A 20,206-nucleotide genomic window follows, 5' to 3' on the forward strand; every position below is an offset into this window, starting at 1 on the left:
AATCTCCAGAACAATATAAGTTTGCCGCCGCCGCAGGCGGTGTGCCTGCGACCCTGACATGTTTGACGATGTAAGGAAGCAAGGGCGATATAGGCAGGACGCAGTTAATCTGCAACATTATTCGTTCCCGCTCATTCTACAGCCAATATCTCGTCCCGTTCGCCCTGAGCTTGTCGAAGGGTCGTTCTTTCTGAAGAAGAAGAACGGGGCTTCGACATGCTCAGCCCGAACGGAGGATCGAATGCGCAATCCCCTCATTACCGCCCTGCCCCTCATCCTCATCGCCTGTTCGGCCGACAATGCCACCGGGCAGAACACCCCGGCCACGGCCAAGCCGTTCAAGACCGCGACCATTGCCGATTTCGATTCGCCCTGGGCCATGACCTTCCTGCCCGACGGTCGCGCGCTCGTGACGGAGAAAGCGGGCGAGATGATCCTGTTCGATCCGAAAAACGGCACCAAAATCCCGGTCGCAGGCATCCCCGCAGTCGACAGCGCCGGTCAGGGCGCGTTGATGGACGTCGTCCTCTCACCCAATTTTGCGCAGGACAAGGCGGTCTATTTCAGCTTTTCCGAAAGCCGCGACGGGGTGAAGGGTGTGGCGCTGGCCAAGGGCGGCTTCGCCCAGGCCAGCGACGGCACGACCAAACTGGACGGCGTGCAGGTCATCTTCCGCGCCAGCCCCTATGTCGATGGTAACGGCCATTATTCCGGCCGCATCGCCTTTTCGCCCGATGGCAAATATCTCTTCTTCACCAATGGCGAGCGGCAGAAATTCGATCCCGCGCAAGACCCCAAGGCAACATTGGGCAAGGTGCTGCGCCTGAATCTGGACGGCACGCCCGCGGCAGGCAATCCGCTGGCCGCACAGGGCTTCCACCCGGCGGTGTGGTCCTATGGCCACCGCAACCTGCTCGGCATCGCCTTCGACAAGGACGGTCGCCTGTGGGAACAGGAAATGGGACCAAAGGGCGGGGACGAGGTGAACCTCATCAAACCCAGCCTCAACTATGGCTATCCCAAAGTATCCAACGGCAGCCATTATGACGGCCGCGACATTCCCGATCACGCCCCCGGCGACGGTTTCGAAGCCCCCAGGGTCAGCTGGAACCCGGTCATCTCGCCCGGTGGCCTCCTCTATTATTCCGGCAATCTCTTCCCGGCGTGGAAAGGCTCACTCTTCATCGGCGGCCTGTCCAGCAAGGCGCTGGTCCGGGTCAAGCTGGATGGCGACAAGGCCAGCAAGGCAGACCAGTGGGACATGGGCGCGCGCATCCGCGAGGTCGAACAAGGCCCGGACGGCGCGCTCTGGGTGCTGGAAGATGGCGGCGACGGGTCGCAGGGTCGATTGCTGAAGCTGACGCCTGCGGGGTGAAAAACACACGTTCGTCATGCTGACGAAAGTCAGCATCCAGGGCGGCACAAACCCGCCCTGGATGCCGGGTCAGGTTCGACATGACGACGTATAATTACACCAACCGGCTCTGCTTGACCGCCGCTTCGATGAAGCTGGCGAACAGCGGATGCGGGTCGAACGGCTTTGATTTCAGCTCCGGGTGGAACTGCACGCCGACAAACCAGGGATGGTCGGGCCGCTCGACGATTTCGGGCAGCGTGCCGTCGGGCGACATGCCGGAAAAGATCAGGCCGCCTTTTTCCAGTGGTTCGCGATAGCCCGCATTCACCTCATAGCGATGGCGATGCCGCTCGCTAATCTCGTCGGTGCCGTAAATGCCCGCGACCACGCTGTTGCCGGTCAGTTTCGCCGGGTAAGCTCCCAGCCGCATCGTGCCGCCCAGATCGGTTTCGGCGGTGCGCTTCTGCAAGCCTTCCGCGCTCATCCATTCGGTGATCAGGCCCACGACCGGCTCGGAAGTCTCGCCAAATTCGGTGGTGGAGGCCGCCGCGATCCCCGCCGTATTGCGCGCGCCCTCGATGCAGGCCATCTGCATCCCCAGGCAAATGCCGAAAAATGGCACATTGCGTTCACGCGCAAATTTGACGCTGGCGATCTTGCCTTCCGACCCGCGCACACCAAAGCCGCCGGGGACCAAAATGCCGTGCATCGGCTCCAAAAAAGCGGCGACATCGTCGCCCTTCTCGAACAGTTCGGCGTCGATCCACTTGATCTTCACCTTCACCCGATTGGCAAAGCCGCCATGAGTCAGCGCCTCGTGCAGCGATTTATAGGCGTCGGGCAGGCCGACATATTTGCCTACCACGCCGATCGTGACTTCGCCTTCCGGGTTCTGCTGCCGGTCCATAATGTCGTCCCACCGCTCCAGCGACGGAACAGGCGCACCCTCGATACCAAAGGCGCGCAGCACTTCGGCGTCCAGACCTTCGGCATGATATTGGGCGGGAACGCCATAGATGCTGCTGGCGTCGAGCGCCGGGATGACGGCTTCGGGCCGCACATTGCAGAACAGCGCAATCTTGCGCCGCTCGCTTTCAGGCAGCGGATGTTCGCAGCGGCACAGCAATATGTCGGGCTGGATACCCAGCGATGTCAGTTCGCGCACGCTATGCTGGGTCGGCTTGGTCTTAAGCTCACCCGCCGCAGCAATGTACGGCACCAAAGTCACATGGACGAAGATCGACTGGCCGCGATCCAGATCATTATGCAGTTGGCGAATCGCCTCCATGAAGGGCAGCGATTCGATGTCGCCCACCGTGCCGCCAATCTCGCACAGCACGAAATCGATGTCGTCGGTGTCGGCCAGCGCGAACGCCTTGATCTCGTCGGTGACGTGCGGAATGACCTGCACCGTCGCGCCCAGATAGTCGCCGCGCCGTTCCTTGGTGATGATCGTCTGATAGACGCGGCCCTGCGTCACATTGTCGCTCTGCCGCGCGGAAACGCCGGTAAAGCGCTCATAATGACCCAGGTCCAGATCGGTCTCCGCCCCGTCGTCGGTCACATAGACTTCGCCATGCTGATAGGGCGACATCGTGCCGGGATCGACGTTCAGATAGGGATCGAACTTGCGAATTCGCACGCGATAGCCCCGCGCCTGCAACAGCGCTGCCAGGGATGCGGCCATCAGGCCTTTACCAAGCGAGGAGACCACGCCGCCGGTGATGAAAATATACCGCGTCATGGGAGAAGAGGCCTAGCCTTTCAGAACAACAAAGAGCAAGCGCGCGAATCTACGCACGCTTAAAAAATATTCGAAATGTCGATGAACGGTTTAGTTGGCGAGCGGAACAGCGCCGTTGCTGGCCGCATTCGCCGCACCCGCCAGCGGGTCAGCGCTGGTCGCCGGCGCGTTCTGCATGACCGGTGCCTGCTTGACCAGCGACGTGTCGATGTCGCTGGGCGCATGACGCACCGACGCGATCACAGCCATGACGATGGACAAAGTGACGAAGATCGTCGCCAGCACCGTGGTCGATCGCGTCAAGAAATCCGCCGCGCCGCGCGCCGACATGAAGCCCGCCGGGCTGCCGCCCACGCCCAGCCCGCCGCCTTCCGACTTCTGCATCAGGATGACGGTAACCAGCAGGGCGGCGATGATCGCCTGCACGACGAGAAGGAAAGTGAACATGCGACGGGTTCTGTCCGGAAATGGGGTGCGTTGCCGCGCACATAGCGATGAAGCGACGCGGGGGCAACCATGGGTATCTGACTCGATTCCAAATCCGTTCGCCCTGAGCGAAGTCGAAGGGCTCTGCTGAGCCGCAGGCGAAGCTGCTTCGCTCCGCTCAGCAAAAGGCTTCGACTTCGCTCAGCCCGAACGGATGTCGGATTACCCAGCCGCCGCAATAATCGGCGCGAACTTGCCTGCCGTCAGGCTCGCGCCGCCGACCAGCCCGCCATCAACGTCCGCGATGGCCAGCAATTCCGCCGCATTGTCGCCATTCATCGACCCGCCATAGAGAATGCGCATCCCGTCGGCTTGCCCGCCGATCCGGCTGGCCAGCGCAGCGCGCAGCGCCCGGTGCATCGCGTCGACCGCCTCCATCGTCGGAATCCGCCCGGTGCCGATCGCCCAGATCGGCTCATAAGCAATCGCCAGCCAGTCCGCCGCCGCGCCTTCGGGCAAGGACGCCAGCAACTGCGCAGACACGACCGCTTCAGCGTCGCCCGCGTCGCGCACGTCCAGGCTTTCGCCCACGCACAAGATGACGTTCAGCCCCGCCGCCTTGGCCGCCAGCGCCTTGGCCGCAACGTCGCCATCGCTCTCGCCCTGGTCCTGCCGCCGTTCGCTATGGCCGACAATGGCCCAGCTCGCCCCCGCTTCCGCCAGCATCGCGCCCGACAGGCAACCGGTATGCGCGCCACTGGCGTTCATGTGACAATCCTGCGCCCCGATAAAGGCCCCGCCCCGAACCTGCGCCGCCGCCGCGATCAGTGTCGCAGGCACGCATAGTCCTACATCCACCCCCCGATGATCGGTCGCGATGCCGCCTATCGCTTCGACTTCCCCCAGATGCGCCTTAAGGCCATTCATCTTCCAGTTGCCCACGACGAGTTTACGCCTGTTCATGGATTATATTTCCCCATATTTGTTTTTGCTGCACGCTTGGTCGCGATGAACGGCGTGGGGAGATTTGTCCAGACCGGCTACGCCAGACCTTGCATGACCGTGGGCGCTTGCCGCCGCGCCTATACCGCCTTAAAGCGACCGCCATCACGCCCGCTGTTCGGACATTTTCATGCTTGCTGTCTTTCGCCGCTTCATTCGCTCCAGGTTCGGCGCGGTCTTTGCGATCCTCTTCCTGGCGGTCATCGCCGGTGCCTTCGTTCTGGGCGATCTGTCCAGCGGCCAGTTCGGCAGCAGCCTGACCGGCGGTGGCGGCACAGCGGCCAAGGCGGGCAGCCACAAGCTGTCGCAAAACGAAGTGCAGGACCGTATCCAGCGCGTCTATGAAAATGCCCGCAAATCCAATCCCGGCCTGCTGATCGGTGATTTCTTCGCGCAGGGCGGCGCGACACAGGTGTTCGACCAGCTTGTCGCATCGCTGACGCTGCGCGCCTTTGCCGACGATCAGGGCGTGCATATCTCCAAGCGGCTGGTCGATGCGCAGATTGCGCAGATCCCAGCTTTTCAGGACGCTGCGGGCAATTTCAGCCAGGATAATTTCCGATCGCTGCTGATCCGCGAACGCATCACCGAACAGGCGCTGCGCGACGATATCAGCCGCGAAATTCTCCAGCGCCAATTGCTCGGTCCGGTGGGTCTGGGCGTCAAGCTCTCCGACTCTCTGGTGCTGCCCTATGCCTCGCTGCTGCTCGAAGCACGGCAGGGCACGATCGCCGCCATCCCGGCGGTCGCCTTCCTTGATGACAAGGCACCGACCGACGCGCAACTGGCCGATTATTACAAGCGCAACGCTGATCGCTTCACCATCCCCGAACAGCGCCGCATCCGCTATGCCGTGATCGACGCGCAGCGTTTCGCGCAGGCCTCGCAGCCCAGCGAGGCGGACATCGCCGCCGCCTATAATCAGAACAAGGCTGCTTACGCCGCCAAGCAGAGCCGCAGCATCGAGCAACTTGTGCTGCCGACGCAGGCAGGCGCCAAGGCGATTGCCGATAAGGTCAAGGGCGGCACGTCGCTGTCCGCCGCCGCAAAGGGCGCTGGCCTGGAAGCGCTGACCTTGGCCGACCAGAGTCAGGCTGCGCTCACCGCATCGGCGGGCAAGGCGATTGCCGACGCTGCCTTTGCTGCCAAACAGGGCGATCTGGTCGGTCCGGTGCGTGGGTCTCTGGGCTGGGTCGTGCTGCGCGTCACCGCGATCACCGAAACGCCCGCCCGTCCGCTCGCCTCTGTGCGTGGCGAACTGGTCGAGACGCTGCGCGCGCAAAAGGAAAAGGCGCTGCTGACCGAATTGACCGGCAAGCTGGAGGACCAGATTGCCGATGGCGGCACGTTCGAGGAAGTGGTCAAGGATAATGGCCTGAAACTCGAAACCAGCCCGCTGCTGCTCGCCACCGGCAAGCAGGTCGAGGATTCGGCCTATGTCCCCTCCGCCGACCTGCAACCGCTGGTCGCGCCCGCCTTCGCGATGAACGCGGACGATGACGCGCAGCTGGTGCCGATCACCCCGGACAAGCGCTATGCGCTGATCGCCGCCAGTGAGATCGTCGCCGCTGCGCCGCCGCCACTGGCCAAGGTCAAGGCACTGGTGCAGGCGCAGTACAAGCTCAATCAGGGCAATGAAAAAGCCAAGAAGGTCGCGGAGGATATCCGGGCCAAGGTCGCCAAGGGCATGAAGCTGGCCGATGCCGTCGCGGCTGTCGGCGTCAAGCTGCCCGCGCCGCAGGTGCTGGGCGGCCGCCGCGCCGACATCATGCGCGGTGAGCAGCGTCCCCCGGCCGAGGTCGCCATCCTCTTTTCGATGGCGGCGAACACGGTCAAGACGCTTCCCATAGGCCAGGATCGCGGCACCTTCGTCGTGCAATTGAACGCTATCCAGCGCGGCGATGCCAAGGGTCAGCCCGAATTGCTCCGCCAGGTTCGCGACCAACTGGGCGAAGTCGTCGGCCAGGAATATGGCCAGCAATTCGAGCGCGCGGTCGAAAAGGAACTGGGCGTGACCCGCAATGCCAAGGCCGTGGCAGACGCCCGCTCGGCGCTGACCGCCACCAACAGCGGCGGGCAGTAATATGGGCGCGACGGGCGGGGACGGCATCGCTTCGGCGCGCGCGGCGCTGGCGCGGGGCGAATCGGCGCTGGTGTGGCGGCGGCAGATTGCCGACACCGACACGCCGATATCCGCCGCGCTCAAATTGTTCGAGGCGGATCGTGGCGACTTTCTGCTGGAATCGGTGGAGGGCGGCGCGGTGCGTGGTCGGCATAGCCTGATCGGCCTGGCCCCCGACCTCCTGTTCCGCGCCGATGGCAACATGGCCCAGATCAACCGCCAATGGGCGACCGACCGCAATGCGTTCGAGCCGGTTGAGGCTGACGCGCTGACCGCGCTGCGGTCGCTGGTCGCCGAATGTCGCGCGGAACTCGATCCCGCTCTGCCCGCCGCGCTCGCCTGCCTGGTCGGCTATTTCGGTTATGAAACGGTCGGGCTGGTCGAAAAACTGCCCCGCCCCGCCCCTAATCCCATCGCCCTGCCCGATATGCTGTTCGTGCGCCCGACCGTGATCCTGGTATTCGACCGGCTGGCCGACGCCCTCTATCTGGTCGCGCCGGTGTGGAAGGGCAGCTTCACCGACGCCGAAGGCGCTGCTGATCGGGCGATCGACGCCGCGCTCGAACGGATCGACGCCACCGCCGCACGCCTCGCCGCCCCGCTGCCCGCCACGCCCCCACCGGCGGACATGGCCGATATCGCGGTCACCCCGGTGCTGGAGCCGGGCCGCTATGCCGCCATGGTGACCAAGGCCAAGGATTATATCGTCGCGGGCGATATTTTTCAGGTCGTGCTGGCGCAGCGCTTCACCAGCCCCTTCACCCTGCCCCCGATCGCCCTCTATCGCGCGCTGCGCCGCATCAATCCCTCGCCTTTCCTCTATTATCTCGACCTGCCCGGCTTCGCGCTGATCGGCTCGTCCCCTGAGATATTGGTCCGCGCCCGCGACGGCGAAGTCACGATCCGCCCGATCGCAGGCACCCGTCCGCGCGGCAAGAATGCGGTGGAGGACGCCGCCAACCGCGAAAGCCTGCTGTCCGATCCCAAGGAACGCGCCGAGCATCTGATGCTGCTGGACCTGGGCCGCAACGATGTCGGCCGCGTCGCGACGGCTGGCAGCGTGACCGTGACCGACAGCTACAGCGTCGAATTTTACAGCCATGTCATGCACATCGTCTCCAACGTCGTCGGCCAGCTATCGCCGGACAAGGACGCGATCGACGCGCTGTTCGCAGGCTTCCCGGCCGGGACGGTATCGGGCGCACCCAAGGTTCGCGCGTGCGAGATCATCGCCGAACTGGAACCCGAAACCCGCGGCGCCTATGCGGGCGGGGTCGGCTATTTCGGCCCGGACGGCAATATGGACAGCTGCATCGTCCTGCGCACCGCCGTGCTGAAAGACGGCGTCATGCATGTGCAGGCGGGCGCAGGGATCGTCGCGGACTCGACCCCCGAATATGAACAGCGCGAATGCGAAGCCAAGAGCGGCGCGCTGCTGGCAGCCGCCCGCGAAGCCGTGGCGCTGGCGCGCGAAAGCGGCTTCGGCCAATAAAAATCCTCTCGTCATCCCAGCGAAAGCTGGGATCTCCCTTCTTTTGCTCAAGCGCCGAAAAGAAAAATGGGATGCCAGCTTTCGCTGGCATGACGTATTTAGCGGAGCAATATCACCGGCACGCCCGCCACCCTGTCGCGCCCCGTTCCGCCTGATCCAGATGGAAATGATCGCGGTGCGCCTTGTTATAATCGGGCGACAGCACCGTCGAAAACAGGTCACACGCGCCATCCCGCACCGCGCGCAGAAACTCGGCGTCCCTGGCCTTGCCGTCCCAGTCGTTCAGCACGCTCACCTGCTGCCCATCCGCCAGCACGAACGCCGATATGTCGATCGCGTCGGCAGTCGCATGTTCACTGAAATCGCCAGCACTGCGCCCGTACATCCGCCGACAGCTATAGCTGCCAAAATGCCGCATCGACGCAACTGGCTGGCCATAGATGCGCTGCGCGGCAGGCTGCACCACCTGCCATTCCCACAGCTTGAGCGCCGCCACCACCGGGCAGGAGGGCGCAACAGCCGCCGGGGACAGGGCCACCGCCCCGCGCTCCGCCTTCAGCCGGACGGCGTCATCATAAACGCACTGGCCCGACCCGCCGGGCTGCATCGCGCTATAGGCAACCCCCGCCCGCTCCAGCAGCGCCAGGCATTGCGCCCGATCCCCCGTCAGCGCCGCCAGCTTGCGTCCGGTAAACAGCCCGATCGGCTGACCAAGGTCGATATCGGTCCAGGGCAAATCCTGCGGTCTTTGCCGCATCACGGCATAGCCCAGCAAAATCAAACACAGCAAGCCGCCCCATAAAAGGCAACGGCGCAGGATCAGGTGAAGGCGACGCATCCCCTAACCACGCCGGGCCTGCCGCAAAGGTTCCGAGGTGACGGGATAACCCAGATGATCGGGGATGCACAAATGCCGCTCCCCGTCGCGATCCTCCAGCCATGGCCGCACCTTCTCCACCGGATGGGCGGCGGCATGGGTGACCAGATCGGCATGGCTCCCGGCCAGCGCCAGCCGTTCCAGATTGCGGCGGGTGGGGAAGATGACATGCCCCTCCCCCGCATCGCACCGCGCCAGCGTCGCCGCCGCACTGCTCCAGAACAGATGCACATTTTCGGTCGCGTCGGCGATCGCCTCCTGCCCGTCGGGCGCGCGGGCGAGGTAGAAGCGCGTATCATAGACCCGGATCGCCTTCTCGAACGGCGCGGGGTGCCAGCGGGCAAAGGGCGTCAACGCATCGAGCGCCAGCGCTAGCCCATGCGCGTGGAGCAGATCACCCAACCCCGCCCCGCTGAGCAACCCTTGTCGGATCGAGACCACCGCCGCGCCATCGACCACGCCCGCCAGCCCGACCCCCAGCCCGCTTTCCTCGATCGTCTCGCGAATCGCCGCGATCCGCGCCGCCGCCTCGTCCAGGTCCAGCCCATGGTCGATCCGCGCGGCCAGCTGCCGGTCATGCGCGTCCACGCCCCCGCCGGGAAACACCAGCGCGCCAGCGGCAAAGGCCATGGTCGACGCCCGCTCCATCATCAAAATGTCGGGCGGCCCATCGGGCCGGTCGCGCACGATCACCACCGTCGCGGCGGGGCGACCTGCATCATCCTCTGTCGTCATGCCCTTGCTCTAGGCGCAGCAGCGCCCAACGGTAAAGCCCGCCGCAGCGATCCCCTCACCCCGCCTGCGCCAGTTCCAGAAACTGGCGCAACGTCGGCGTCTCATCATCCCGCCGCCACGCCAGCCCCGTCTCCAGCATCGGCGCATCGCCCAGATCGGCATAGACCACACCCGCGCGCGCCAGATTGCGCAGCGACGCCGGGACCAGCGCAATCCCCAGACCCGCCGACACCAGGCTGATGATCGTCTGCATCTGGATCGCCTGCTGCACGATATTGGCCTGCCCGCCCCGCGCCGCATAATAGCCGGTGACCAGATCGTGAAATGCAGGCGCCACCGCGCGCGGGAACAGGATCAGCGGCAACGACACGATGGCGTCGGCATCAATCGCCCCCGCCTCCACCCACTGCTCCGGCAGCGCCGCGACCAGCGGCTCGCGGATCAACCGGCGGTAACAAAGCTCCGGCGGCAAAGGCGTGTCAGCAGGCGGGATCAATATGCCCGCATGGGCCTGCCCCGCCAGCAAGGCGGGTATCTGCACATCGCTGGTCGCCTCGGTCAGGCGGATTTCGACTTGCGGGAACAGCGCAGCATAGCGCCGCACCAGCGCGGGCAGCACGCTATAATCGGCGGTGCTGACGAAGGACAAGGCCAGATGCCCGGCCCGCCCCTCCCGCAACTGCCGCGCGCTGTCGGGCAGCGCATCGATCGCCGCGATCGCAGGGCGCACCTGCTCAAGCCATTGCGCCCCGAACGGGGTCAGCGCCACCCGTCGCTTGGTCCGCGCAAACAGGGCCGCGCCCAGTTCGCGCTCCAGCATCAGGATCGATTGGCTCAGCGGCGGCTGGGTCATGTGCAGCCGTTCCGCCGCCTGCCCGAAATGCAGCGTGTCGGCGACCGTGACAAAATGCCGCAACTGGCGAATATCCATCTTTCATATGTCCTACGACCTAATAGGCCATCAATAATATATTTCACACCCAATCCCAACGGGTATAAAGCGGCCCCAAGAGGATTATCTTTTCAGGGACACTGACCATGCCGGCCTATCGCTCCAGAACCACCACCCACGGCCGCAACATGGCGGGGGCGCGCGGCCTGTGGCGCGCGACGGGCATGAAGGATGAGGATTTCGGCAAGCCGATCATCGCCGTCGTCAACAGCTTCACCCAGTTCGTGCCGGGCCATGTTCACCTCAAAGACCTGGGCCAGCTCGTCGCCCGCGAAATCGAGGCGGCAGGCGGCGTCGCCAAGGAATTCAACACCATCGCGGTCGATGACGGCATCGCCATGGGCCATGGCGGGATGCTCTATTCCTTGCCAAGCCGGGATCTGATCGCCGACAGCGTCGAATATATGGTCAACGCCCATTGCGCCGACGCGATGGTCTGTATCTCCAACTGCGACAAGATCACGCCCGGCATGTTGATGGCCGCGATGCGCCTCAACATCCCCGCCGTGTTCGTCTCCGGCGGGCCGATGGAGGCGGGCAAGGTCGTGATGCGCGGCAAGGAAGTAGCGCTCGATCTGGTCGACGCCATGGTCGTCGCCGCCGACGAAAGCTATACCGACGAAGAAGTCAAAACCATCGAACGCTCTGCCTGCCCGACCTGCGGGTCATGTTCGGGCATGTTCACCGCCAATTCGATGAACTGCCTGACCGAAGCGCTCGGCCTCTCATTGCCCGGCAACGGATCGACACTCGCCACCCATTCGGACCGCGAGCGCCTGTTCCGCGAAGCCGGCCATGTCATCGTCGATCTCGCCAAGCGCTGGTATGAACAGGATGACGCCACCGCCCTGCCGCGCACCATCGCCAGCTTCTCCGCGTTCGAAAACGCCATGAGCTTGGATATCGCCATGGGCGGCTCCACCAACACCGTCCTCCACCTCCTCGCCGCCGCCCATGAAGGCGGGGTCGATTTCACCATGGCCGATATCGACCGCCTGTCCCGCCGCGTCCCCTGCCTGTGCAAGGTCGCGCCCGCCAAGCAGGACGTGCATATGGAGGATGTCCATCGCGCCGGTGGCATCATGGCGATCCTGGGCGAACTGGAGCGCGCAGGGCTGGTCGACACCAGCCTGCCGACCGTCCACGCCCCCACCATGGCCGCTGCGCTGGCCCGCTGGGACATTGGCCGCACCAACAGCGATGAAGTCCGCAACTTCTTCCGCGCGGCCCCCGGCGGCGTCCCGACCCAGACCGCGTTCAGCCAATCCGCCCGCTGGGAGGAGCTGGACATCGACCGCGAAAAGGGCGTGATCCGCTCGGCCGACCATCCCTTCTCCAAGGATGGCGGCCTCGCCGTCCTTTACGGCAACCTCGCGCCCGAAGGCTGCATCGTCAAGACGGCGGGTGTGGACGATTCGATCCTGACCTTCCACGGCACCGCGCGCGTCTATGAAAGCCAGGACGCCTCGGTCGCGGGCATTTTGGGCAATGAAGTCAAGGCCGGCGACGTCGTCGTCATCCGCTACGAAGGGCCAAAGGGCGGCCCCGGTATGCAGGAAATGCTCTACCCGACCAGCTATCTGAAATCGAAAGGTCTGGGCAAGGAATGCGCGCTCATCACCGACGGGCGCTTCTCCGGCGGCACGTCAGGCCTGTCGATCGGCCATGTCTCGCCCGAAGCAGCCGAAGGCGGCCTCATCGCCCTCGTCCAGACCGGCGACCCGATCATCATCGACATTCCCAACCGTGTGATCAAGCTGGACATAGATGATGCCCTCCTGGCCGAACGCCGCGCCGAAATGGAGAAAATGGGCATCAAGGCCTGGAAGCCCTTTGGCCGCAAACGCGAAGTCTCCCCCGCGCTCCGCGCCTACGCCGCCATGACCACCAACGCCGCCAAAGGCGCGGTGCGGGACGTCAGCCAGATCGAAAAATAGAACGACATTCCGTTCGCCCTGAACCTGTCAAAGCCTGTCCCAATCGACTGCTGCAAGCAGTCAGTCGAAGCGGGCTGTCCTTCCGCCAAAGAAAGGACAAGGCTTCGACAAGCTCAGCCCGCCGCCTCGTGCCGGAACAGCCGCGCGATCTGCATCGCAATCTCGCGCGAGCTGAGGCGACCGGGGCGGAACCAGTCCGCCGCCGCATTGAGCTGGGACAGGAGCAGGTTGCGATAGATGGACCGGTCGATCGCCGCGGGCAGAGGCAGGTCATCAACGATCGCCCGAAACAACTGCTCGAACCGGTCGCGCCGCGCCACCAGTTGCGTGCGCACCGCGTCAGGCACTTCGCGAAAATCATTCATCATCGGCATCGTCAGCGAATCGGGCGCCAGTTGCACCTCCAGCAGCGCCACGCACGCCGCCTCCAGCCGGTCCCACGGATCGGCCGCTGCCGCCACCGCCGCCGCGATCCGCGCTTCCGCAGCATCCAGCGCACCATTATGCAGTTCGACGAACAGCGCGTCCTTGGACTTGATATGATGATAGAGCGACCCGCCCAGCACCCCCGACGCCTCGCCAATGTCGCGCATCGACGTGCCGCGATAGCCCTTGCGCGCGAACAGCTGCGCCGCGACCGCGAGTATCTCGTCGCGCCGCGACCGCACCCCTTCTTCGCTTCCCGCCTGCTTGCTCATGCGCCTTGGTCTAGCACAGAAATCCGCCCCGGATCATCCCGGCAATAATAGCGAACTGTCGCCATAGCTGTAAAAACGATAGCCCGACCCGATCGCATGATCATAGGCCGCCCGCATCCGCTCCGTCCCCATGAGCGCCGACACCAGCATGAATAAGGTCGATTTGGGCAGATGGAAATTGGTCATCAGCCCGTCGACTGCGCGGAACTTGTAGCCCGGTGTGATGAAGATGCGGGTTTCATCGGCAAAGGCGCGGATGATCCCGTCCTCCCCCGCCGCGCTTTCCAGCAGGCGCAAGCTGGTGGTGCCAACCGCAATCAGCCGCCCGCCCGCAGCCCGCGCGGCATTGAGCCGATCCGCCGTCGCCGCCTCGATCCGCCCCCATTCGGCGTGCATCCGATGATCGTCGGTATCGTCCGCCTTGACCGGCAGGAACGTCCCCGCGCCGACATGCAGCGTCAGCGTCTCGGTCGCGATTCCCCGCTCTGCCAGCCCCGCCATCAATTCTGGCGTGAAATGCAGCGCAGCCGTCGGCGCTGCCACCGCGCCATCCTCCCGCGCGAACATGGTCTGATAATCCGCCCGGTCGCGCTCGTCGGTCGGGCGCTTGCTGGCGATATAGGGCGGCAGCGGCATCCGCCCCGCCCGCTCCAGCAGAACCTCCACCGGCTCTTCACCCTCGAAACTCAGCGTCACTCCGCCATCATCGTCGCGCGGCCCGGCAATGGCAGTCACGCCAGCGCCAAAATCGATCCGCTCACCGTCGCGCACCCGCTTGGCATTGCGCAAAAAGGCCTGCCACTGGCGCAGTCCCAGCCTTTTATGCAGTGTCGCCCCGATCCGCGCATTGCCGCGCATCCCCTCCAGCTGCGCGGGAATGACGCGCGTGTCGTTGAACACCAGCACATCGCCCGCCCGCAGCAACGACGGCAGATCACGCACGCTCAGGTCAGCAAAATCACCCTCGCCCGGCACCAGCAACAAGCGCGCGCTATCGCGCGGAGACGCGGGCCGCAGCGCGATATTCTCCGGCGGCAGGTCGAAATCGAAAAGGTCTACGCGCATGGTCCAGGGCGTTTCGTTGAACTGGCCCTCCCCTGCAAGGGGATTATCGCGAAATTCATCCTTCACAAATTTTCACGTCATCCCCGCGCAGGCGGGGCCCTAAAATCATGACGACAAGGTAGGAGATGGATTCCCGCCTGCGCGGGAATGACTAAGATTTGCTGGCCTATCCGAATTTCGCAACGATCCCTGCAAGGGGAGGATGCCGATCGTGGATGCGGACTATATTACTTCTTCGGCGCGCCAATAATCGACGGCGCGACTGGCGCAACCGGCGCAGTCACCGGTGGCTTGCCGTCGCTCTCGATCGACGCCTGCAAAATCACGGTCGGATTGGCGGGCGGCTCGCCCTGCGCGATCGCGTCGACATAATTCATGCCCTCGATCACCCGGCCGAACACCGTATATTTCTTGTCCAGCTGCATCCGCGGCAGCAGCACGATGAAGAACTGGCTGTTGGCGCTATCCTCGCCCTGCGCGCGCGCCATGGACACGGTGCCGCGCAGATGCGGCATCGGGTTGAACTCCGCCTTCAGGTCCGGCAAAGTCGAACCGCCGGTGCCATCGCCCTTGGGATCGCCACCCTGCGCCATGAAGCCGGGGATGACGCGATGGAATTTCAGGCCGTTATAGAAACCCTGCCGTGTCAGCTCCTTGATCCGCTCGACATGGCCGGGCGCGATGTCGGGGCGCAGCTGGATGCGCACCCGCCCGCCGCTCGACAGATCCAGGTCCCAGATATTCTGCGGATCGGCTGGCACCACGGCTGGCGGCAGCTTGGGGGTCAGGTCGCCGCCCAGCGACTTGGCATTTTCCGCCGCCCGCGCTGCGGCCTCCGCCTTCTTCATATCGTCGCCCTTGGCCACGCCACCCTGGGCATAGGCCAGGCCGGACGCGGTAAGGGCGATGCCGATCGCCACGGTCTTGAGCGCGCAGGTGAAACGCATGAGACTTACTTTCCTCAATATCTTGGCCGTCCTGATAGCGCGCTGATCGCGATTGGCAACTGAACGCAGGCTGAGCGGTATTAAACTCAGCCTTTACGCCCTATCGCCTCGACCCGCGCCACCACCTCGTCACGCACCACCGGCCCGACGAACTTATGGATCGGCCCGCCATAAAGCGCGATTTCCTTGACCAGCCGCGACGCGATCGGTTGCAGGCACACGTCCGCCATCAAAAACACGGTCTCGACGCGGGCGTTGATCTGCTGGTTCATGCCCGCCATCTGATATTCATATTCAAAGTCCGCCACCGCGCGCAGCCCGCGAATGATGACGCTGGCCCCCTGCGATTCGGCAAAATCCATCAGCAGCGAATTGAATCCGACGACCACGATGTCAGCGTCGATCCCGGCACATTCGCGCCGCACCATTTCCAGCCGCTCTTCATCGCTGAACATCGGCGATTTGCTGATATTGGTGGTCACCCCGATCACCAGCCGGTCGACCAGCTTCGCGCCGCGGCGGATGATGTCCATATGCCCCAATGTGATGGGATCGAACGTGCCGGGATAGACACCGATGCGCTGCTTGCTCATGGTCTTTAGCGATCCCTCTCCACGATATAGTCGGCAATGGCGCGCAGCAGGTCCGCCTCGACGCCATAGCCATGCAGATGCGCCTTGGCCTGATCGACCAGCATATGCGCCTGCGCCCGCGCCCGATCGACGCCCAGCAGCGACACGAACGTCTCCTTGCCCGCCGCCGCATCCTTGCCCAGCGCCTTGCCCGCCAGCGCCGCGTCGCCCTCTACGTCCAGCAGATCGTCGGCAATCTGGAACGCCAGGCCAATGTCGCGCGCATAGCCGTGCAGCCCTTTGCGTGCGTCCGCCGGGATCCGCGCCATGATCGCGGCGGCATCGACGCAAAAGGCGATCAGCGCCCCGGTCTTGAGATTTTGCAGTCGGGTGACGGTGGCCAGGTCAAACCTTGCATGTTCCGCCTCCAGGTCCATCATCTGCCCGCCCGCCATGCCAGCCGGGCCGCTCGCCAGCGCCAGCGCGCGCACCAGTTCGATCCGCACGAACGGGTCGGGATGGGTCTCCTCGTCGGACAATATCTGGAACGCCAGATCGTGCAGGCAATCGCCCGCCAATATCGCCGTCGCCTCGTCAAACGCCTTGTGAACGGTCGGCTTGCCCCGGCGCATATCGTCATCGTCCATCGCGGGCAGGTCGTCATGCACCAGCGAATAGACATGGATGCACTCGATCGCCAGGCCGACCCGCAGCGCCGATTCGCGCGACAGATGGAACAGGTCGCTGGTCGCCTGCACCAGCAATGGCCGCAACCTTTTGCCCCCGCCGATCGCGGCATGGCGCATCGCTTCATAGAGCCGCGCCCGTGGATCGTCCGGCACGCTCAGCAGATGGTCGAACGCGGTGTCGATCGCCGCCGCGACTTCCGCCGCGCGCACCGTCACCAATGCCCCTGCGGAGGCCGCCTCTCCCCCGGTCATGCCGCTCACTCCGTGCCGAACGGCTGCGCGCCGGTCACAGCGCCATTGGCGTCGATCGTCAGCTTGGCGATCCGTGCTTCGGCCGCTGCCAGCCGCTCGGTGCAGCGTTTGCGCAATTCTTCGCCCTGCGCATAGAGCGAGATCGACTCGTCGAGCGGCACGTCGCCGCTTTCAAGCCGCCGCACGATCGTTTCGAGCGCGCGCAAGGCGTCCTCGAAAGAGAGCGTTGCCGGATCGGGGGGCGCTATGCTGCTATCGTCTGCCATGTCCCTGCATTGACCGCCGCCGCCGCCCCGGTCAAGCCATCACACCGGCTTTCATGCCCGCTTTCATGACTGTCACATAGCCGTCATGACGTCATATGATAGCGATAGCGGACTGTGGGCAGTTTTGCGTTGACGCAGCATGTTGCAGATGCACATAGAAGGACCGCTATGAAATTTTATCTCCCCCTTATCGCCGTTGCCTCGCTCAGCCTGCTGGCCGCCTGCAACAAGAGTGACGAACCCGAAGTCGTGGGCGGCCCTGCCGATCCGATGGCTGCCGAGCTGGCCAATGCCGCGCCGGTCGAGCTGCCGCCGTCGGTCAAGGCCAACAAGCAGTTCCGCTGCAAGGATAACAGCCTGATCTTCGTCGACTATATGAGCGACGACAAGACCGCCCAGCTGCGCACTGAAAAGGGCGGCACCGCCACCACGCTGAAGGCCGCCGAAGTCGGCAAGCCCTTCACCGCCGAAGGCTTTGAAGTCAGCGGCGCGGGCGACGACGTCACCATCACCGTACCCGGCAAGGGCGCACAGGCCTGCCACGTCTAAGACGCGCGCAACCTCATCCTTTTCCCAGGCCGGACCTTCCCAAAGGTCCGGCCTTTTTCTTATCCCACCTACCTTCTCCCCGCTGGGGAGAAGGATAGTAAGCCTTGCCGAACGCAGTGAGGTTAGGCGCACTTGGAAGAGGGGGTTCGACGCAGGTGCTGCGCGCACCCCCCCACACCCACCATTGTGAATCCCGCTTGGCCCCGCTAAAGGCGCGCACATGTCCAGCACCGCTCCCCACATCACCCCGGAAATCGTCGCCGAACATGGCCTCAGCCCGGAAGAATATGACCGCGTCCTAAAGGCCATCGGCCGCGAGCCGAACCTCACGGAACTGGGCATATTCTCGGTCATGTGGTCGGAGCATTGCTCCTATAAATCCTCCAAAATCCACCTGATGAAGCTGCCGACCACCGGCCCGCAGGTCATTTGCGGCCCCGGCGAAAACGCCGGCGTGGTCGACATTGGCGATGGGCAGGCGGCGATCTTCAAGATGGAGAGCCACAACCACCCCAGCTATATCGAACCCTATCAGGGTGCGGCGACCGGGGTTGGCGGCATTTTACGCGACGTGTTCACCATGGGCGCGCGCCCCATCGCCAATATGAACGCGCTGCGCTTCGGACGCCCCGATCACCCCAAGATGCGCCACCTGATCAGCGGCGTGGTGCGCGGCATTGGCGGCTATGGCAATTGCGTCGGCGTGCCCACGGTGGGCGGCGAAGTCAATTTCCACCCTGCCTATGACGGCAATATCCTGGTCAACGCGATGACCGTGGGCATCGCCGACACCGACAAGATTTTCTATTCGGCCGCGTCAGGCGTCGGCAACTCCATCGTCTATGTCGGCTCCAAGACCGGGCGCGACGGCATCCATGGCGCGACCATGGCCAGCGCCGATTTCGGCGATGACGCCGACGCCAAGCGCCCCACGGTGCAGGTCGGCGACCCCTTCACCGAAAAGCTGCTGATCGAGGCCTGCCTGGAACTCATGGCCAGCGACGCGATCGTCGCGATTCAGGATATGGGCGCGGCGGGCCTCACCTCCTCCAGCGTCGAAATGGCGTCCAAGGGCGGCGTCGGTCTGCTCCTCAACATGGACGCCGTGCCGCAGCGCGAAACCGGCATGACCGCCTATGAAATGATGCTCTCCGAAAGCCAGGAGCGCATGTTGATGGTTCTGAAGCCCGGCCGCGAAGCCTTTGCCGAAGCCATTTTCCACAAATGGGAACTGGATTTCGCGGTGATCGGCACCGTCACCGACACGGGCCGCATGGTTCTGGTCCATCATGGCGAAACCGTCTGCGACATCCCCCTCGCCCCGCTGGCCGATGACGCCCCGCTCTATGATCGCCCCTCCATGCCGGTGGACGAGTATAAAGTCTGGTCGGGCGTCCAGCCGCTCGGCGACATTCCCGAATCCACCGACATCGGCGCGGACCTGCTCAAGCTGATGGGCAGCCCCGACATCGCCAGCCGTCGCTGGATCTGGGAACAATATGATCACATGGTCGGCGCCGACACCGTCCAGCGCCCCGGCGGCGACGCCGCGGTCGTCCGCGTCCATGGCAGCAACAAGGGCATCGCGATCAGCACGGATTGCACCCCGCGCTATTGCTATGCAGACCCCTATGAAGGCGGCAAGCAGGCGATCGCCGAATGCTATCGCAACCTGTCCGCCGTCGGCGCGACGCCGCTGGCCGTCACCAACTGCCTCAACTTCGCCAACCCCCAGCGCCCCGAAATCATGGCCCAGCTGACCGGCTGCCTGGACGGGATGGGCGACGCCTGCCGCGCACTGGACTTCCCGATCGTGAGCGGCAACGTGAGCCTCTACAACGAGAGCAAGGCGACCGGCGGCGGCAGCGCCATTCTGCCGACGCCCGCAATTGGCGGGATCGGCCTGCTGGCGGACGTCGATGTGATGGCGACGGTCGCGTTCAAGAATGAAGGCGACGCCATCTGGCTGATCGGCGGGCCAGAAGGCGCTTTGGGCACACATCTGGGCCAGTCGATCTGGCTGCGCGAAATCGCCGGACGTGAAGCGGGCGAAGCACCCAAGGTCGATCTGACCGCCGAACGCGCCAATGCCGACACGGTTCGCGCGCTGATCGCCACTGGCACCGTCAACGCGGTGCACGATATATCGGATGGTGGCCTGATCGTAACGATCGCTGAAATGGCACTGGCCGGCAAGATCGGCGCTATCATCGATCCGATCACTTCAACCGCATCAGCCTTTGGTGAAGATCAGGCCCGCTATGTCGTAACCACGCGGCACGACGCCGATGTTCCCGGCGCTGTCCGCATTGGCTCTGTTGGCGGCCACGGCATCGAGGAAACTCGCGACGGCGGCATCAATGTGTCGCTCACCGATCTGCGCGCCGCGCATGAAGGCTTCTTCCCCAAGCTGATGGACAGCGAACTCTAACCCCAAATCCACAAACCCCCGTCATCCCCGCGGACGCGGGGACCCAACTCTCGTGAAGCGCCTTCGATGCGATCGCAGTGTCCGTTGACGCAG

The 20,206-nt window shown here is 64.3% G+C and carries 18 protein-coding genes; 6 read left to right on the forward strand and 12 right to left on the reverse strand.

Features of this window, described 5'->3' with window-relative positions; genetic code table 11:
• The first annotated feature begins 241 nt into the window (after positions 1-241).
• Positions 242-1,375: a PQQ-dependent sugar dehydrogenase gene (locus ACODR8_RS05290; protein ID WP_489006278.1), complete on the forward strand. Its 1,134-nt coding sequence runs from the start codon at positions 242-244 to the stop codon at positions 1,373-1,375.
• Between the two features lie 94 nt (positions 1,376-1,469).
• Here ACODR8_RS05290 and pyrG read toward each other — a convergent pair whose 3' ends face one another.
• The 3 genes from pyrG to tpiA all read right to left on the reverse strand — a co-directional run bounded on the left by pyrG (position 1,470) and on the right by tpiA (position 4,490).
• Positions 1,470-3,101: a CTP synthase gene (gene pyrG / locus ACODR8_RS05295; protein WP_119745478.1), complete on the reverse strand. Its 1,632-nt coding sequence runs from the start codon at positions 3,099-3,101 to the stop codon at positions 1,470-1,472.
• Between the two features lie 90 nt (positions 3,102-3,191).
• Positions 3,192-3,548, reverse strand: a complete 357-nt coding sequence (gene secG, locus ACODR8_RS05300; protein ID WP_489006279.1) for a preprotein translocase subunit SecG — start codon at positions 3,546-3,548, stop codon at positions 3,192-3,194.
• Between the two features lie 201 nt (positions 3,549-3,749).
• Positions 3,750-4,490, reverse strand: a complete 741-nt coding sequence (gene tpiA, locus ACODR8_RS05305) for a triose-phosphate isomerase (RefSeq protein WP_489006280.1) — start codon at positions 4,488-4,490, stop codon at positions 3,750-3,752.
• 169 nt (positions 4,491-4,659) lie between these two features.
• Here tpiA and ACODR8_RS05310 point away from each other — a divergent pair, with 169 nt between their 5' ends.
• Together ACODR8_RS05310 and trpE are read left to right on the forward strand one after the other, a co-directional pair.
• Positions 4,660-6,612 carry a peptidylprolyl isomerase gene (locus ACODR8_RS05310; protein ID WP_489006281.1) on the forward strand — a complete coding sequence of 651 codons (1,953 nt, stop codon included), beginning with the start codon at positions 4,660-4,662 and terminating at the stop codon, positions 6,610-6,612.
• Between the two features lies 1 nt (position 6,613).
• Positions 6,614-8,143, forward strand: coding sequence for an anthranilate synthase component I (gene trpE, locus ACODR8_RS05315; protein WP_489006282.1), 1,530 nt, complete (start codon positions 6,614-6,616; stop codon positions 8,141-8,143).
• 112 nt (positions 8,144-8,255) lie between these two features.
• On the opposite strand, the gene ACODR8_RS05320 is transcribed toward trpE, so the two are convergent.
• Genes ACODR8_RS05320 through ACODR8_RS05330 form a run of 3 tightly spaced genes read right to left on the reverse strand, consistent with a single transcriptional unit; the run spans position 8,256 to position 10,686 of the window.
• Positions 8,256-8,981 (reverse strand): extensin-like domain-containing protein, encoded by a 726-nt coding sequence (locus tag ACODR8_RS05320; RefSeq protein WP_489006283.1) that lies wholly within the window; start codon positions 8,979-8,981, stop codon positions 8,256-8,258.
• A gap of 3 nt (positions 8,982-8,984) precedes the next feature.
• Positions 8,985-9,755 (reverse strand): NUDIX hydrolase, encoded by a 771-nt coding sequence (locus ACODR8_RS05325; RefSeq protein WP_489006284.1) that lies wholly within the window; start codon positions 9,753-9,755, stop codon positions 8,985-8,987.
• A 55-nt stretch (positions 9,756-9,810) separates the two neighbouring features.
• Entirely contained in the window at positions 9,811-10,686 is an 876-nt protein-coding gene (locus ACODR8_RS05330; RefSeq protein WP_489006285.1) for a LysR family transcriptional regulator, read from the reverse strand.
• A 107-nt stretch (positions 10,687-10,793) separates the two neighbouring features.
• On the opposite strand from ACODR8_RS05330, the gene ilvD reads away from it, so the two are divergent.
• A complete protein-coding gene (gene ilvD, locus ACODR8_RS05335; RefSeq protein WP_489006286.1) occupies positions 10,794-12,644 on the forward strand; it encodes a dihydroxy-acid dehydratase in 1,851 nt (616 codons plus the stop codon).
• A 113-nt stretch (positions 12,645-12,757) separates the two neighbouring features.
• Here ilvD and ACODR8_RS05340 read toward each other — a convergent pair whose 3' ends face one another.
• From ACODR8_RS05340 to ACODR8_RS05365, 6 genes are all read right to left on the reverse strand, one after another.
• Entirely contained in the window at positions 12,758-13,342 is a 585-nt protein-coding gene (locus tag ACODR8_RS05340) for a TetR/AcrR family transcriptional regulator (protein WP_489006287.1), read from the reverse strand.
• A gap of 33 nt (positions 13,343-13,375) precedes the next feature.
• Entirely contained in the window at positions 13,376-14,407 is a 1,032-nt protein-coding gene (gene queA, locus ACODR8_RS05345) for a tRNA preQ1(34) S-adenosylmethionine ribosyltransferase-isomerase QueA (RefSeq protein ID WP_489006288.1), read from the reverse strand.
• A gap of 227 nt (positions 14,408-14,634) precedes the next feature.
• On the reverse strand, positions 14,635-15,354 hold the full coding sequence (locus tag ACODR8_RS05350; protein ID WP_489006289.1) for a peptidylprolyl isomerase: 720 nt from the start codon (positions 15,352-15,354) through the stop codon (positions 14,635-14,637).
• An 86-nt stretch (positions 15,355-15,440) separates the two neighbouring features.
• Entirely contained in the window at positions 15,441-15,947 is a 507-nt protein-coding gene (coaD, locus tag ACODR8_RS05355) for a pantetheine-phosphate adenylyltransferase (RefSeq protein ID WP_489006290.1), read from the reverse strand.
• 5 nt (positions 15,948-15,952) lie between these two features.
• Entirely contained in the window at positions 15,953-16,867 is a 915-nt protein-coding gene (locus ACODR8_RS05360) for a polyprenyl synthetase family protein (protein ID WP_489006291.1), read from the reverse strand.
• Between the two features lie 5 nt (positions 16,868-16,872).
• Positions 16,873-17,133 (reverse strand): exodeoxyribonuclease VII small subunit, encoded by a 261-nt coding sequence (locus ACODR8_RS05365; protein WP_217671788.1) that lies wholly within the window; start codon positions 17,131-17,133, stop codon positions 16,873-16,875.
• A gap of 168 nt (positions 17,134-17,301) precedes the next feature.
• Here ACODR8_RS05365 and ACODR8_RS05370 point away from each other — a divergent pair, with 168 nt between their 5' ends.
• Both ACODR8_RS05370 and purL read left to right on the forward strand, forming a co-directional pair.
• Entirely contained in the window at positions 17,302-17,682 is a 381-nt protein-coding gene (locus ACODR8_RS05370) for a hypothetical protein (protein WP_489006292.1), read from the forward strand.
• A gap of 220 nt (positions 17,683-17,902) precedes the next feature.
• Positions 17,903-20,113 carry a phosphoribosylformylglycinamidine synthase subunit PurL gene (gene purL, locus ACODR8_RS05375; RefSeq protein ID WP_489006293.1) on the forward strand — a complete coding sequence of 737 codons (2,211 nt, stop codon included), beginning with the start codon at positions 17,903-17,905 and terminating at the stop codon, positions 20,111-20,113.
• The last annotated feature ends 93 nt before the right edge of the window (positions 20,114-20,206 follow it).

This window comes from Sphingobium sp. FG58, from assembly GCF_057809055.1.

Excerpts from the sequence above, each read along its gene's own strand:
- tpiA (WP_489006280.1), bottom strand. The coding sequence starts at position 4,490 with ATGAACAGGCGTAAACTCGTCGTGGGCAACTGGAAGATGAATGGCCTT.
- ACODR8_RS05330 (WP_489006285.1), bottom strand. The coding sequence starts at position 10,686 with ATGGATATTCGCCAGTTGCGGCATTTTGTCACGGTCGCCGACACGCTG.
- ACODR8_RS05360 (WP_489006291.1), bottom strand. The coding sequence starts at position 16,867 with ATGACCGGGGGAGAGGCGGCCTCCGCAGGGGCATTGGTGACGGTGCGC.
- coaD (WP_489006290.1), bottom strand. The coding sequence starts at position 15,947 with ATGAGCAAGCAGCGCATCGGTGTCTATCCCGGCACGTTCGATCCCATC.
- ACODR8_RS05310 (WP_489006281.1), top strand. The coding sequence starts at position 4,660 with ATGCTTGCTGTCTTTCGCCGCTTCATTCGCTCCAGGTTCGGCGCGGTC.
- ilvD (WP_489006286.1), top strand. The coding sequence starts at position 10,794 with ATGCCGGCCTATCGCTCCAGAACCACCACCCACGGCCGCAACATGGCG.
- ACODR8_RS05325 (WP_489006284.1), bottom strand. The coding sequence starts at position 9,755 with ATGACGACAGAGGATGATGCAGGTCGCCCCGCCGCGACGGTGGTGATC.
- ACODR8_RS05320 (WP_489006283.1), bottom strand. The coding sequence starts at position 8,981 with ATGCGTCGCCTTCACCTGATCCTGCGCCGTTGCCTTTTATGGGGCGGC.
- secG (WP_489006279.1), bottom strand. The coding sequence starts at position 3,548 with ATGTTCACTTTCCTTCTCGTCGTGCAGGCGATCATCGCCGCCCTGCTG.
- ACODR8_RS05370 (WP_489006292.1), top strand. The coding sequence starts at position 17,302 with ATGAAATTTTATCTCCCCCTTATCGCCGTTGCCTCGCTCAGCCTGCTG.
- purL (WP_489006293.1), top strand. The coding sequence starts at position 17,903 with ATGTCCAGCACCGCTCCCCACATCACCCCGGAAATCGTCGCCGAACAT.
- ACODR8_RS05290 (WP_489006278.1), top strand. The coding sequence starts at position 242 with ATGCGCAATCCCCTCATTACCGCCCTGCCCCTCATCCTCATCGCCTGT.
- ACODR8_RS05340 (WP_489006287.1), bottom strand. The coding sequence starts at position 13,342 with ATGAGCAAGCAGGCGGGAAGCGAAGAAGGGGTGCGGTCGCGGCGCGAC.
- ACODR8_RS05365 (WP_217671788.1), bottom strand. The coding sequence starts at position 17,133 with ATGGCAGACGATAGCAGCATAGCGCCCCCCGATCCGGCAACGCTCTCT.
- queA (WP_489006288.1), bottom strand. The coding sequence starts at position 14,407 with ATGCGCGTAGACCTTTTCGATTTCGACCTGCCGCCGGAGAATATCGCG.
- pyrG (WP_119745478.1), bottom strand. The coding sequence starts at position 3,101 with ATGACGCGGTATATTTTCATCACCGGCGGCGTGGTCTCCTCGCTTGGT.
- ACODR8_RS05350 (WP_489006289.1), bottom strand. The coding sequence starts at position 15,354 with ATGCGTTTCACCTGCGCGCTCAAGACCGTGGCGATCGGCATCGCCCTT.
- trpE (WP_489006282.1), top strand. The coding sequence starts at position 6,614 with ATGGGCGCGACGGGCGGGGACGGCATCGCTTCGGCGCGCGCGGCGCTG.